The sequence below is a fragment of the Bacillota bacterium genome (assembly GCA_040757085.1).
Classification (GTDB): Bacteria; Bacillota; Sulfobacillia; order JACIYH01; family JACIYH01; genus JACIYH01.
Map to the genome: position 1 here is coordinate 12,782 of JBFLXJ010000024.1, position 13,984 is coordinate 26,765.

The following is a 13,984-nucleotide window of genomic DNA, read 5'->3' on the forward strand; positions in this document are numbered from 1 at the left end:
AGGAATTGCCGGGACCGGGGTGTGGCCGAGAAGCAGGTCGCTTGGCGAACCCCGCCCGGCCCTTGTGTATCAACGGTTTTCGCCTGCCAGGAACGCCTAGTCACACACCTCGGAGAAGTGGATGACCGACACCGTCTCGTCCGGGGATATCTCTCGTCCATAGATGGATTTCAGGAATTCCAGTGCATCTTCCGGGGATTTCATATCCGGGCTCTCCCCGCGTAGGTCTTCCGGGGTCAGGGCCGAGAGGGGCTTCACTGCCACCCGGTCGATCACCGCCAGGAACACCTTCTTACGCGGCTGGAACCGGTTCCCATAGGTCACCCAGACCAGGTCGCCCTCCTGATACTTGGCCCTCTTATCACCCAACCTGATGGTGCAGCACTTTTCCCGCGTCAGCAGGTTGGCATGGTACACACTGGAGTAAAAGTTCAGGGCCCGCATGCTCCTCCCCCCATCTAGCCGGGCAATCAGCACCGCGTGAACAATCTCCGCGTCAGGCGGTCATCAGCCACGGGCGATCACCACCAGGGGATCACCGGCGTTGACCGCCGTGCCCCTGTCCACCAGTACCTGCCGCACCGTCCCGGCCACCGGAGCCAGGACTTCATTTTCCATCTTCATGGCCTCCAGCACGAGCAAAACCTCCCCCGCCTTCACTTCCTGACCGGCGGCCACCTTGACGTCGGAGATCACCCCCGGCAGGGGAGCCCGCACCGCTTCGCCCTCGACCAGCGGCTCCCGCTCCACCCCGGGGCCCGGCCTCGCCGGGGGTGCACCGCGGGATGCAGCAACGGGCGCGGGCGCAACCCCGGGGCGCGGCGCCGCCGCGGCCGCCGGAGTGACCACCGGGCCTGCTGCTACAGCCCCACCTGCGGCAACCCCCGCCCGAGGGGCAGCTGCTGCCCCCGCAGGCCGCGGCGGGGAGATTTCCTCGACCTCCACCTCGAATACCTCTCCGTTTACCACCACCCGGAATTTCCTCACCTGGCTTCCACTCCTTGCCTACCTGCTGCTCTGCGGCCAAAGAGGCTGGTCCGCGCCGCCATCAACTCCAGCCGGCCCGCCAGCCCCCATGCCGGAATCGGCGCCCCCGCAGGTGCGGGGGCAGGCGCCTCGAACCGGCGCACGTCAACGATCCGGAAGGCACGGCCGCTCAGTGCCTCCGCCTCCAGGTACCCCGCCAGCGCCGCCGCTATGGCGGCCACAACCGTACCCGCCACCGGTTCCTGGGACCGGGCACGCAAGCGAACTTCGGGGGCATGCATAACCTCGACCAATGTGTCACCTTCCGCTACAGGGGAATATTGCCATGCTTTTTGGCCGGGCGTGACTCCCGCTTTTGGGCCAGGGCCTCCAGAGCCCGCGCCACATGCTCACGGGTACGGGCGGGGTCTATTACCGAATCCACATACCCGCGGGCGGCCGCTACGTAGGGATTGGCAAACCGGTCACGGTATTCCCTGATCTTTTCCTGCCGGAACCGGACGGGATCTTCGGCCCGGGAGATCTCGTCCCGGAAAATTATGTTGGCGGCCCCCTCGGGACCCATCACCGCGATTTCCGCCGTGGGCCAGGCCAGGGCCTGGTCGCACCCCAGGGCCCGCGCACACATGGCAAGGTAAGCGCCCCCGTATGCCTTGCGCAGGATGACGGTGACCTTGGGGACGGTCGCCTCCGAGTAAGCGTAGAGGAGCTTCGCTCCGTGCCTGATTATGCCCCCGTACTCCTGAGCCGTACCGGGAAGGTATCCGGGGGTGTCCACCAGGGTGAGGAGGGGGATGTTGAAGGCGTCACAGAAGCGCACGAAGCGGGCTGCCTTGTCGGAAGCGTTGATGTCCAGGCACCCAGCCAGTACGCGGGGCTGGTTGGCCACCACGCCCACCACGCGGCCCCCAATGCGTCCAAAACCGACCACGATGTTGGCGGCGTAACGGGCGTGGACCTCCAGGAAGTCACCCCCGTCCAGCAGGGGCAGGATGACGTCGTGCACGTCGTAGCCCCGGTTTGGGTCGGTGGGGACCGCATCCCGCAGGGCGGGATCCTCCCGCTCAACCGGGTCCCCCGTCAGCACGACCGGGGGGTCTTCCATATTGTTGGAAGGCAAGAACGAGAGCAGGTGCCGCACCATGTGCAGGCACTGGCGGTCGTCTTCGGCGAAAAAGTGGGCCACGCCGCTCACCGTGCTGTGGGTGGCAGCACCGCCCAGCTCTTCCATGCTGACCTCTTCCCCGGTGACCGCCTTTATCACCTGCGGGCCGGTGATGAACATCTGGCTCGTGCCCTGCACCATGAAAACGAAGTCGGTAAGGGCCGGAGAATACACGGCCCCGCCCGCGCAGGGGCCCATGATCACCGAGATCTGGGGGATTACCCCCGAGGAAAGCGTGTTGCGGAAGAATATCTCCCCGTACCCGTTGAGGGCATCCACCCCTTCCTGGATGCGCGCCCCTCCCGAGTCGTTCAGGCCCACGAAGGGCACCCCCGCCCGGAGAGCCATGTCCATGGCCTTGGTGATCTTGCGCGCGTGCATCTCCCCCAGGCTACCACCGATAACAGTGAAGTCCTGAGAGAACGCGTATACGATGCGGCCGTCTACCCGCCCGTAACCCGTCACCACCCCCTCGCCGGGGGCTTCCACTTCCGGCATCCCGAATTCGGTGCACCGGTGACGGACGAAGGGATCGATTTCCACAAAGGTGCCGGGGTCAAACAGGAGGTCAAGCCTTTCCCGAGCGGTGAGTTTCCCGGCCCGGTGTTGCTTCTCTATCCGCTCGGCACCGCCTCCGGCCTGAACCTTCTCGAGCCTGGAGGCCAGCTCTGCCAGCTTCTGTCCCATGGTGACTTCCGACTGCTCGTTCATGCCATCTCCCACTTCTCTTCACCGCCAGCGCGAGGCGGGCTTGTTCCACTGCCCCGGCCACCCTCAGGACGGCCCCCGGGAAGGCCTTCCCGGGGAGCCGACGGGAGGCTGCCGGAATTCCAGCAAGACACCGTGGAGCCCCCGCGGATGCAGGAAAGCCACCCGAGCACCATGCGCCCCCTGCCGCGGCTTCTCATCGACGAGACGGATGCCCGCTTCCCGCGCCCGCGCCAGGGCCTTTTCGATGTCCTCGACCTCGAGACATACGTGGTGGATGCCCTCTCCCTTGCTCTCCAGGAACTTGCCCACGGGGGAGTCTTCCCGCAGGGGTTGCAGGAGTTCCAGGCGGGCTTCGCCGGCCGGAAGGAAGGCCAGCCTAACCCCCTGCTCGGGGACTTCTTCCTCCCCTCCCGCTTCCAGTCCCAGGGCCCGGTATGTAGCCAGGGCCTGGGTCAGATCCCGCACCGCTATCCCGACGTGGTGCAACCTCACCCGGCCTTCCTCCTCTTTTCCAGTTCTCTGCGGATGTATTCTACCACAACGGAGGTGGGTGTCCCGGGACCGAACACCTCCGCCACCCCCGCCGCCTTCAGGGCAGGCACGTCCCCCGCCGGGATGATGCCACCCCCGATCACCAGGACGTCTCCCAAACCCTTTTCCCGCAGGCACTCCACGACGCGGGGAAACAGGGTGCGATGGGCACCGGAAAGGGAACTGAGCCCCACCACGTCGACGTCTTCCTGCAGGGCGCTGGCCGCGATCTGAGCAGGTGTCTGGCGGATGCCGGTGTAGATGACCTCCATCCCCGCGTCCCGCAAGGCCCGCGCCACCACTTTGGCCCCCCGATCATGGCCATCGAGCCCCGGCTTGGCTATCAACACCCGGATGGGTCGCTCCTGCACCGAAATCCCTCCTCTGCAGATGCCCGCCGCACCGACAGCCCGGGGCAGGACCCGCCCCGCGCCGCGCCGGCCCCGAGCGCCTGCTAGATCTCGCCCGGGGCCCGGTACTCGCCGAATACCCTCCGCAAGGTGTCGCATATCTCGCCCAGGGTGCAGCGGGCCCGCACCGCTTCCAGCACGGGAGGAACCAGGTTGGCCGTCCCCCGCGCCGCCCGCTCCAGGTCGTCCAGGGCACGGTGGCAGGCGTCTTCGTCGCGCTCCCTGCGCAGGCGCTCCAGCTTGGCGCGCTGCCGCTCGGCCACCCCGGGGTCCACCTCCAGCAGACCCGCAGGTGGCTCCTCCTCTTCCTGGAAGGCATTGACCCCCACCACGATGCGTTCCCTGCGTTCCACTTCCATCTGGTAGCGGTACGCCGCTTCGTGGATCTCCTTCTGGATGAAGCCCCCTTCGATAGCCTTCACCGCCCCGCCCATGTCGTCGATCCTGCGGATGTAGTCCTCGGCCGCCTCCTCTATGCGTGTGGTCAGGCTTTCGATGCAATAGCTGCCTCCCAGGGGATCTACGGTGGAGGCGACCCCGCTCTCATAAGCGATGATCTGCTGGGTGCGCAGGGCAATGCGCACCGCTTTCTCGGAGGGCAGGGCCAGCGCCTCGTCCATGGAGTTGGTGTGCAGGCTCTGGGTTCCTCCCAGTACGGCGGCCAGGGCCTGCAGCGCCACCCGCACCACGTTGTTCTCGGGTTGCTGCGCGGTCAGGGAACACCCCGCCGTCTGCGTGTGGAAGCGCAGCATCAGGGAACGCGGGTCCTTCGCCCCGAAGCGTTCTTTCATGATGCGGGCCCACAGGCGGCGCGCCGCCCGGAACTTGGCCACCTCCTCCAGGAAATCGATGTGGCAGTTGAAAAAGAATGACAGCCGGGGGGCGAAGGAGTCCACTTCCAGTCCCCGCTCCCGGGCGGACTCCACGTAACAGATGGCGTTGGCCAGGGTGAAGGCGATCTCCTGCACGGCCGTGCATCCCGCTTCCCGCATGTGGTAGCCGGAGATGGAAATGGAGTTCCAGTCCGGGAGGTGGCGGCTGCAGTACTCGATGACGTCCGTCACCAGCCGCAGGGAAGGCCCGGGGGGAAAGATGTAGGTGCCGCGGGCCACGTACTCCTTTAGGATGTCGTTCTGGACCGTTCCCTGCAGGCGGGTGGGCTCCACTCCCTGTCGCTCCCCCACCACCTGGTACATGGCCAGGAGGACCGCCGCCGGGGCGTTGATGGTCATGGAGGTCGACACCCGGCCCAGGGGGATGCCTGCGAACAGGGCGTCCATGTCCTCCACCGAGTCGATGGCCACCCCTACCCGGCCCACTTCTCCCTCGGCCATGGGGTGATCGGAGTCATATCCCACCTGGGTGGGCAGGTCGAAGGCTACCGAGAGGCCCGTCTGCCCTTGCTCCAGCAGGTAGCGAAAGCGCCGGTTGGTCTCCTCGGCCGACCCATAGCCGGCGTACTGGCGCATCGTCCAGTGGCGACCCCGGTACATGGTGGGCTGCACCCCGCGGGTGAAGGGGTACTGTCCGGGGAAGCCCAAATCTCGCAGGTAGAGGAGGCCCGCCGTGTGCTCGGGAGTATAGACTCGATCGAGAGCCAGGCCCGACATGGTAGCGAACCGGGCCTGACGCTCTGGGTAGCGCTTGAGCACCGGACCCAGCACCTGCTCTTCCCATTGCTGGCGTGCTGCTACCACATCGGTGTCCGGGGCAGGGAAGCCCACCTTCTCGCCCTCACCAGATTGATCCTCAGCCATGCCCGTGACCTCCCGCTGACTGACCTGGTTTACCCCCTCCATTTCTTCCTGCCCGATGCCATTTCCTCCCCGGCAACGGGGGGCCTGCCTCCGCGCAGGCCCCCCTCGCCGCGGAATTTAGCACCGCCAGACCAGCCCGGCAGGCTAGCCCAGCCAGCCTCTCACCCGCATGGCCTGGACCACCCGGTCCACCGCCACCATGAAGGCGGCCTGGCGCATGGGCACATTCTTCTCCTGGTGCATGCGGTACACGGCCGCGAAGGAGCGCTTCATCATCTGCTCCAGGCGGGCGTTCACTTCCTCCTCGGTCCAGTAGAAGTTCTGCAGGTTCTGCACCCACTCGAAGTAGGAAACCGTCACCCCTCCCGCCGAGGCCAGGATGTCGGGGATGACCAGGACGCCGCGGCCGGCCAGGATCTCGTCTCCCTCCGGGGTGGTCGGACCGTTGGCCGCCTCGGACACGATCTTGGCCTTCACCTGACCGGCGTTCTGGCTGGTGATCTGGTTCTCCAGTGCCGCCGGGATCAGGATATCGCACTCCAGGGCCAGGAGGTCGGCGTTGGAAATGTCCCGCGTGCCCGGGGCACCCTTCACCGTGCCCGTGCGGGCCTTGTACTCATCCACCGCCACGGGGTCGATCCCGTCTGGGTTGTATGCCCCTCCCTTGGAGTCGTTCACCGCAATTACCCTGGCACCGGCTTCCTGCATGAGACGGGCCGCCACGCTGCCGGCGTTACCGTACCCCTGCACCACCACGCGGGCTCCCTTGACGGGGATCCCCAGCATGCGGGCCGCTTCCAGGGCCACGATGACGCAGCCCCGCCCGGTGGCCTCGCTCCGGCCCAGCGAGCCGCCGATGATCAGGGGTTTGCCCGTGATCAGGCCGAAGTTATTGTACCCCCGCAACTGGCTGAACTCGTCTACCATCCAGGCCATGATCTGGGGGTTGGTGTAGACGTCGGGGGCAGGGATGTCCTTCTCCGGCCCCACGATCTGGGCGATAGCCCGGATGAATCCCCGGCTCAGCCGCTCCAGTTCTCCCTTTGACATCTCCTTGGGGTTGCAGGCGATGGCACCCTTGCCCCCTCCGTACGGCAACCCGAGGAGCGCACACTTGAACGTCATCCACATGGAGAGGGCCCTGACCTCGTCGGCGTACACGCCGGGGTGGTAGCGGATTCCCCCCTTGGTCGGTCCCAGGGCGTCGTTGTGCTGAGACCGGTACCCCGTGAACACCTTGAGGCTGCCGTCATCCATGCGCACCGGAATGGAAACCTCCAGGAAACGCATGGGCTGCTTGAGGATCTCATAGGCAGCCGGCTCGACCCCCAGGGCCTCCACCGCTTCCTTGATCTGCTTTTGCACTATGTGGTACGGATTCAGAGTTTCCTGTGTCACTTCATTCCCCTCCTCTACCCCGCCGCGCTAGCATCGGGCCTTCCCGCGCGGCACGGTCATCGTGTGCCAGTTCGCGCTGGCACGATCATCGGACATCTTGGGCTGCGCCCACACTCCTGCCCGCGGCCAGCCCGGCACGCAGGGCTTTCCGGTTCAATTCCTCCGTGCCTTTAGGAACCCGCGCCAATACCGCCCGTTCCAGTACCTCCTCGGAAACCACCTCCGTTAGGGCCACCAGCACTCCCAGGGCCACGATGTTGGCAACTATCTCCCGCCCCGCCTCTTCGCGAGCAATGCGGGTGATGGGCACCCGCACCACCCGGTAGGGCCCGGGCGGGATGTCAGCCACCAGGTCCTGGTCCGCCACCAGCAGACCGCCTTCCTTCAGCCCCCCCAGGTACCGCCGGCATGCCTCCGGCGTCATCACCAAAAGCACGTCGGGGCGGATCACCTTGGGGTAGTCGATCTCCCCATCCGAAATCACCACTTCCGCCCGCGAGGCCCCCCCGCGGGACTCCGGTCCGTAGGACTGGGTTTGCACCGCGTTGCGCCCGGCCAGCACGGCCGCCTCGGCCAGGATGATGCCGGCCGTGATCAGGCCCTGCCCCCCGGCCCCGGCCAGACGGGCCTCCCACCTTTCACCTCTCATCACGGTCACCTTCTCCGCTCAGGCGAGAGATCAGAGCCTGGTAAGAACGGGTGTACTCGGATACGTCCTCGGTGCGGTGGAACTCACCGATGACCACCCGCCCGCGCAGATCCTCCGGCTTCATGCGCCCGGCCTGCGCCACCGTCACCGCCCGCTGGCGGAACCACTCCAGCATCTTCACGGGATCAGCCATGCGGTTGCGCCGCCCAAAATAAGTGGGACACTGGGTGAGCACTTCCACGAAAGAGAAACCGTCGTGCGTCAGAGCCCGTGCCACATACTCGATGGTCTGTTGCACGTGGTAGGTGGTGCTGCGGGCCACGTATGTCGCCCCGGCTGCCTCTACCAGGCGGCAGAGGTCGAAGTCGCGCTCCAGGTGGCCGTACGGCGCGGTGGCGGTGCGGAACCCCTGCGGCGTGAGCGGGGAGTACTGACCGCTGGTCATGCCGTATATCCCGTTGTTGAAGCACACACACGTGATCCCCATGTTCCGCCGGGCGGCATGGATAAGGTGGTTTCCCCCGATGGCGGCCAGGTCACCGTCTCCGGCCAGCACCACCACCCGCAGGTCGGGCCGGGCCAGCTTGATACCCGTGGCAAATGCCAGGGCGCGCCCGTGGGTGGTGTGCAGGGTATCCATGTTCAGGTATCCCACCGCCCGGGAAGAGCAACCGATACCCGACACCACCACGGTGCGGTCCTGGTCCACCCCCACCCGCAACATGGCCCGGATCACCGCTCCCAGGACGATACCGTGGCCACAGCCGGCACACCAGAGGTGGGGCAGGTGCTCCGATCGTAAGAAGCGCAGACCCTCCAACCCTACACCTCCTCAAGCACCGGCAGCAACTCCTCGGGCCGGATGAGTTCCGAATCCACCCGCTGGTATCCGACCACCCGGCAGCGACCACAGGCAGCCCGTTCCACCTCGCCCGCGAGCTGGCCCAGGTTCATCTCCGGCACCACGATGGCCTCCACCCGGCCGGCCACCGCCGTCACCTCATGGCGGGGGAAGGGCCACAGGCAGGCCAGGCGCAGCATCCCCACCCGGTGGCCCCGCTCCCGGGCCATCCGCACCGCCCGCAGGGCGGAACGGGCCACACAACCGTACGCAATCACCGCCACGCGGGCATCGTCCAGGTACCAGCGGTCCACCATGGTGAGTTGTTCCCGGCGGCTCTCCACCTTGCCACACAGCCGCCTGATCAGGCGATCGGCCTCCTCGGGATTCTCCGTCCAGAAACCGGAGGGGTCGTGGTACAGCCCGGTGACCAGCACCCTCTTGCCTTCCCCGAAGTGCACCATGGGCGGAACATCGGAAGGCGCCCGGCCCGCCCGCGGACGCTCCCCGCGGGGGAGCGTGCCCGGATCGGGCAGTACCACCCGCTCCCGCATGTGGGCCGTAACCTCGTCAGAGAGCAGGACGACGGGCACCCGCAGTTCATCCGCGATGGCGAATGCTTTCACCGTAAGTACGTACGTCTCGACTACCGAGGAAGGGGAAAGAACCACCACCGGGTGGTCGCCGTGGGTTCCCCAGCGGGCCTGCATCACGTCTCCCTGGGCGGGCGAGGTGGGCATCCCCGTAGACGGCCCCACCCGCTGCACGTTCACCACCACGCAGGGAGTCTCGGTGATAGCCGCGTAGCCCAGGTTCTCCTGCTTGAGGGAAAAGCCGGGGCCCGACGTGGCAGTCATGGCCCGCACCCCGGCCAGGGATGCTCCGATCACCGCCGCCATGCTGGCGATCTCGTCCTCCATCTGGATGAAAACGCCTCCCACCCGGGGCAGGCGTTCCGCCAGCATCTCCGCGATCTCGGTCGAGGGGGTGATGGGGTACCCGGCGAAGAAGCGCAGCCCAGCCTCCAGGGCCCCTTCCACGCACGCCTCGTTACCCTGCATCAGCCGGGGCTGGGACATGCCGCGCCTCCTCTCGGGCTTCCTCCACCTCGATGGCGAAATCGGGGCACCGCAGTTCGCACAGCAGGCAAACGGTGCATGCCTCCAGGTTCGCCACCCGGGGGATACCCTGCGCACCCGCCTCCAGCACCTTTGTGGGGCAGAAGGCAATACAGATCCCGCACCGCTTGCACCAGGCCTCATTGACCTTGATCTCGCTTGCCCTTTTCCTGGCCATAGAATTCCTCCCTGCACTCAGGAATCAGGCCGGGCGCCGGGCATCCAGCAGCGCCGTCCGCAGCAGGTTCAGGGAACCCGCGTCCGGCCGGTAGACGAACTCGATCACCTCGATCCGCCGGGGCAGCAACCTTTCCACTTCCTTGCGGCGACCCGGAGAAACGATGACCGCTCCGACCCCGGCGAGAAAAGCGGCCAACTCGCCGGCGTCGCGCGTGGTAGTGGTGACGAGCTGTATATGGTCGATCCCTGCCGCCGCCAGGGATTGCGCCACTGTGTCGGCAAATGCCTGGGAAATACACACCAGCCCGACCCTCTTCCCCCGCGGGAGCCGGGCAACCCTCACGATGCTGCTCAGGTCGGGGTCGAGGCCTATGCCCAGGATTTGCTTCCCCGTGTCACCCAGCATGGACCGCACCTCCTGCAGGTGGAAGAAGGTGGTCACCACCATCTCCACGCCCGCCACGTCGCGCGCCATGACGTCGGGTTGGCTCTTCCACTCGTCCAGCAGGACGGGCAGAACCGCCACCGCGGGCCCCAGGTGCATCTCCCGGTGAATCTGGCGGGCGAAGTAGTCCACCTGCTCGCGGTTGCACTCCACGAAGGCTATGCGCACCCGGCGCAGGTGCTCCTTCCGCTCGCGGGCGCGAGCCTGGGCGAGGGAAACGAACTCGTCCAGGTCAAAGCCCAGGTTGACCGCTTCTTCCAGGCACACGTCGATCAGGCGGGCAAGCCGATCGCGACGCCCACCGCTGCGCCAGGCCTCTTCCCCCCGGGCCACGTAGGTGCCGCTCCCCTGCCGGCACCTGATGAGCCCTTCTGCCTCGAGCTGGCGGTAGGCCAGGCTCACCGTGTTACGGCTCAGCCCCAGGTGGCGGGCCATCTCCCGCTCCGTGGGCAGGCGGTCCCCGGGTGCCAGGCTTCCCGTCCGCACCAGGTGTTCCAGGTGCCTCTTCAGTTGCAGGTACAGGGGAACACCCTCGGAGCGGTCCAGGTGAAAATCGGCTTTGCTCCACTGCCTCACGACGCCGGTGCCACCTCTTGGCAATTGGATCCCTATTTAGAGCTATTCGCCATGAGATGCCCGATTCCTGCTAGCCCAGAAGGCGATTGGACCCAATTGTGGGTCCAATCGCGCGTTCGGGCTAACTGGCTCAAGCGGGCAGCTCCCCCCGGGCACCCCGCTGATCACCTGTCCCGCTCTGCCTGCTCCGGGGAGTACCACGTCCGGCAGAGAAAAACGCCCTCACTCCTTGTCCTTTTCTCTTTCCTTCTCCTTGTCCTGACCGGTAGAGGAAAGGACGTAACCCACGCCGCTACGCTGCAGCTCCACTTCCACCCGGTCGGCGATGCGAACCAGGAAGGAGTTTTCCCGCACGGCTGTTACGGTCCCCACGATGCCCCCGGCGGTCACGATGCGGTCACCCGCCCTGATAGAGGCGATCATCTGCTGCCTGCGCCTCTGCTGAACCTGCTGGGGCCGAATGAGGAGAAACCACATGAGACCGAACATCAGCACGATCCACAGGATACCCACCACCTGCTGATTCACCCGTCAAACCTCCTTCTCGTCGTTGATGTGTACAGTCGCCTCCTGCCCCGCCGGAATACGCCGCCGCAGCTCCTCAGCCAAGCGGGTGAGGAAACGCACATTGTGGATGGACACCAGGCGGCCCCCCAGGGCTTCGCCGGCCCTGAAGAGGTGCCTTATGTAGGCACGCGGGTAACGCGCGCAGGTAGGGCAGTCACACCCCTCGTCCAGGGGACGGTCGTCCCGGGCCCAGACCGCGTTTTTGACCTGGAGCCTGCCCTCGGCGGTAAAGGCCACCCCGTGACGGCCCATGCGGGTGGGGAACACCGAGTCCATCATGTCCACCCCTAGCCTCACCGCCTCCACCAGGTCGGCGGGGGCGCCCACCCCCATAAGGTATACGGGCCGCTCGGGCGGGAGCACCTCTTTGAGCGCAGCCACCATCTCCCAGGTGAGGGAGCGTGGTTCGCCCACCGACAACCCGCCCACGGCAAACCCGTCCACGGGGAGGTCGGCCACCTCCCGGCCACAGGCCCGGCGCAGGTCCGCCCACGTACCTCCCTGGATTATACCAAACAGTAACTGGTCGTTAACAGCTCTAGCGTGCAGGGATCGGCGCAACCACTCGCCGGTGAGCCGGGCCGCCTCCCGTACTTCCTCGCGCGTGGCGGGGTAGGGAAGGCACACGTCGAGCGGCACCACCACATCCGCTCCCAGCTTCTCCTGTACCTCTATCACCTTCTCCGGGGTCCAGAAGTGCAAGGACCCGTCCAGGTGCGAACGGAATTCCACCCCATGGGGCGTGATGCGCCGGAAAGAAGCCAGGCTGAAGACCTGGAATCCACCCGAGTCGGTGAGGATGGCCCTTTGCCACCCCGTAAACCGGTGTAGACCTCCCGCTTCCGCCACCACTTCCGCCCCCGGCCGGAGATAAAGGTGATAGGCGTTGCTGAGGATCATGTGCACGCCCAGCGCTTCCAGGTCACCCGGTTCCAGGAGCTTCACCGCCCCCAGCGTCCCCACCGGCATGAATGCCGGGGTGGGCACCTCACCGTGAGCAGTGCGCAGCACGCCCACCCGGGCCGCGCTCCTGGAACTCCGGGCCTCGACCCGGAAGCAGCCTTCCGCTGCCACCTTCCCACCTCCCGCTTCCGCTACAGGATGAGCATGGCGTCACCGAAACTGTAAAAGCGGTACCTTTCTCTGACCGCCTCGCGGTAGGCAGAGAGCACCCGTTCGGTGCCGCCCAGGGCACACACCAGCAAAAGCAGCGACGACCGGGGCAGGTGGAAGTTGGTCACCAGGGCGTCCACCACCCGGAAGCGGTAACCGGGGTAGATGAAAAGGTCAGTCCAGCCTTCCCCTGCCCGGACCTCGCCTTCGGGCGCAGCCACCGTTTCCAGGGTGCGTACCACTGTGGTGCCCACTGCCACCACCCGGCCTCCCTGCCGCCGGGCAGCGTTGATGCTGTCGGCCGCCTGCTCGTCCACCCGGTAGAACTCAGGGTGGAGCCTGGCCTCCTCCACCTTCTCCGTGCGCAGGGGGCGGAAGGTGCCCAAACCCACGTGCAGCGTGAGGTAACACAACTGCACCCCTGCGTGCCGCAGGGCCTCCAACAAGCCGGGCGTGAAATGCAGGCCGGCCGTGGGGGCTGCCGCCGACCCCGGGCGGCGGGCGTATACTGTCTGGTAGCGCTCGCCGTCGCGGAGAGGCCGATGGATGTAGGGGGGAAGCGGAACCTCCCCCACCAGTTCCAGCACCTGCGCGAGGGATACCTCCGGGTCCCAACCCAGTTCCACCCGGCGCAGCCCTTCCGGGAGAGACTCGGTTACCACCGCCTCCAGCTGCCCTCTTTCGCACACCAGGCGAGCACCCGGCCGCAGGCGCCGGGCCGGGCGGCCCAGGACTTCCCAGGCCTGCCTCCCCCCTTCCTCTGCGGAGAGGGGACGCAACAAGAGCAGTTCCGCCTGGCCCCCGGTGTCCCGGCGCCGCACCCGCAGCCGGGCGGGAATCACCCTGGTGTCGTTGAATACCAGGATGTCGCCCTTGCGCAGAAAACGGGGAAGTTCCCGGAAGCGGTGATGGCCTGCCGTGCTGGCCCTGCGGTCCAGCACCAGCAGCCGGGAAGCGTCCCGGGGCTCAACGGGCTCCTGGGCAATGAGTTCTGGCGGCAGGTAATAGTCGAACTCTTCCAGCCTCATGTTTACGGCGCAGGGACCGACTGGACGGTCAGGGTACCGGGGCTCTGCAAGGTGGTACCTCGGTAGTAATACTGCAGGATCTGCTGGTAATTATGCCCGCGTTGGGCCAGGTTCTTCGCTCCGTACTGGGACATGCCCACCCCGTGGCCCCATCCCGAGCCCACGAAATAAATGCGGGCAGGGAGGAGCCGTCTTCCTACCAGGTATGCCACCACTTCCGGCTCGGCAGGCTGTCCGGGGGGCTGGGGAGGTCCCCCCGTCCCCCCCGGAGGCACCGGCTCGGGCGGGGGAGCAGGCGGGTACAACCAGGGGGGTGCGCCCGGGGGCAGAGTACCGCCGGTGGGTCCCTCGGGCACCTGCGGTTTTTCTTCTTGTTTAACCGGAGCAGGCGGCGTGGACCGCCGCAGGACCTCCTTCAGCGCCACCGGTCCGGCGCGGGTAAGCACCACCGCTGCCCCCAGGTCCAGGGACGTCACCCGGCCGGAGGAATCTACCACCGCCACCTGGT

16 protein-coding genes and 1 pseudogene are annotated in these 13,984 nt (G+C 66.6%); all 17 read right to left on the minus strand.

The annotated features are described in order from the left end of the window. Positions 1 to 96 precede the first annotated feature (96 nt). Positions 97 to 444 (minus strand): ASCH domain-containing protein, encoded by a 348-nt coding sequence (locus AB1446_09550; GenBank protein MEW6547142.1) that lies wholly within the window; start codon positions 442 to 444, stop codon positions 97 to 99. A gap of 63 nt (positions 445 to 507) precedes the next feature. Further along, positions 508 to 987 (minus strand): biotin/lipoyl-containing protein, encoded by a 480-nt coding sequence (locus AB1446_09555; GenBank protein MEW6547143.1) that lies wholly within the window; start codon positions 985 to 987, stop codon positions 508 to 510. After that, positions 984 to 1,280, minus strand: a complete 297-nt coding sequence (locus AB1446_09560; protein MEW6547144.1) for a hypothetical protein — start codon at positions 1,278 to 1,280, stop codon at positions 984 to 986. Before AB1446_09560 ends, AB1446_09555 begins: the two co-directional genes overlap by 4 nt. A 14-nt stretch (positions 1,281 to 1,294) precedes the next feature. After that, on the minus strand, positions 1,295 to 2,863 hold the full coding sequence (locus tag AB1446_09565; protein ID MEW6547145.1) for a carboxyl transferase domain-containing protein: 1,569 nt from the start codon (positions 2,861 to 2,863) through the stop codon (positions 1,295 to 1,297). A 63-nt stretch (positions 2,864 to 2,926) separates the two neighbouring features. Further along, positions 2,927 to 3,355 (minus strand): methylmalonyl-CoA epimerase, encoded by a 429-nt coding sequence (gene mce, locus AB1446_09570; GenBank protein MEW6547146.1) that lies wholly within the window; start codon positions 3,353 to 3,355, stop codon positions 2,927 to 2,929. Then, complete coding sequence (locus tag AB1446_09575) at positions 3,352 to 3,765, minus strand: cobalamin B12-binding domain-containing protein (protein MEW6547147.1); 414 nt, start codon at positions 3,763 to 3,765, stop codon at positions 3,352 to 3,354. Before AB1446_09575 ends, mce begins: the two co-directional genes overlap by 4 nt. 83 nt (positions 3,766 to 3,848) lie before the next feature. Then, the gene (locus tag AB1446_09580; protein MEW6547148.1) at positions 3,849 to 5,561 is read right to left on the minus strand and encodes a methylmalonyl-CoA mutase family protein; all 1,713 of its coding nucleotides are present in this window, start codon (positions 5,559 to 5,561) and stop codon (positions 3,849 to 3,851) included. Positions 5,562 to 5,705: 144 nt separating this feature from the next. Then, positions 5,706 to 6,959: a Glu/Leu/Phe/Val dehydrogenase gene (locus AB1446_09585; protein ID MEW6547149.1), complete on the minus strand. Its 1,254-nt coding sequence runs from the start codon at positions 6,957 to 6,959 to the stop codon at positions 5,706 to 5,708. Between the two features lie 85 nt (positions 6,960 to 7,044). After that, entirely contained in the window at positions 7,045 to 7,608 is a 564-nt protein-coding gene (locus AB1446_09590; GenBank protein MEW6547150.1) for a 2-oxoacid:acceptor oxidoreductase family protein, read from the minus strand. Continuing rightward, the gene (locus AB1446_09595; GenBank protein MEW6547151.1) at positions 7,598 to 8,428 is read right to left on the minus strand and encodes a 2-oxoacid:ferredoxin oxidoreductase subunit beta; all 831 of its coding nucleotides are present in this window, start codon (positions 8,426 to 8,428) and stop codon (positions 7,598 to 7,600) included. Before AB1446_09595 ends, AB1446_09590 begins: the two co-directional genes overlap by 11 nt. A gap of 2 nt (positions 8,429 to 8,430) precedes the next feature. Further along, positions 8,431 to 9,528: a 2-oxoacid:acceptor oxidoreductase subunit alpha gene (locus AB1446_09600; protein MEW6547152.1), complete on the minus strand. Its 1,098-nt coding sequence runs from the start codon at positions 9,526 to 9,528 to the stop codon at positions 8,431 to 8,433. Further along, positions 9,500 to 9,745, minus strand: coding sequence for a 4Fe-4S binding protein (locus tag AB1446_09605; GenBank protein MEW6547153.1), 246 nt, complete (start codon positions 9,743 to 9,745; stop codon positions 9,500 to 9,502). The genes AB1446_09600 and AB1446_09605 overlap by 29 nt, the downstream gene beginning before the upstream one ends. A 24-nt stretch (positions 9,746 to 9,769) precedes the next feature. Next, positions 9,770 to 10,768, minus strand: coding sequence for a GntR family transcriptional regulator (locus tag AB1446_09610; GenBank protein MEW6547154.1), 999 nt, complete (start codon positions 10,766 to 10,768; stop codon positions 9,770 to 9,772). A gap of 222 nt (positions 10,769 to 10,990) precedes the next feature. Next, complete coding sequence (yajC, locus tag AB1446_09615; protein MEW6547155.1) at positions 10,991 to 11,296, minus strand: preprotein translocase subunit YajC; 306 nt, start codon at positions 11,294 to 11,296, stop codon at positions 10,991 to 10,993. Between the two features lie 3 nt (positions 11,297 to 11,299). After that, positions 11,300 to 12,409, minus strand: a complete 1,110-nt coding sequence (gene tgt, locus AB1446_09620) for a tRNA guanosine(34) transglycosylase Tgt (GenBank protein ID MEW6547156.1) — start codon at positions 12,407 to 12,409, stop codon at positions 11,300 to 11,302. Between the two features lie 20 nt (positions 12,410 to 12,429). Beyond that, entirely contained in the window at positions 12,430 to 13,476 is a 1,047-nt protein-coding gene (queA, locus tag AB1446_09625) for a tRNA preQ1(34) S-adenosylmethionine ribosyltransferase-isomerase QueA (protein MEW6547157.1), read from the minus strand. A gap of 2 nt (positions 13,477 to 13,478) precedes the next feature. Further along, positions 13,479 to 13,637: pseudogene (locus AB1446_09630) on the minus strand (sporulation protein). Positions 13,638 to 13,984 lie beyond the last annotated feature (347 nt).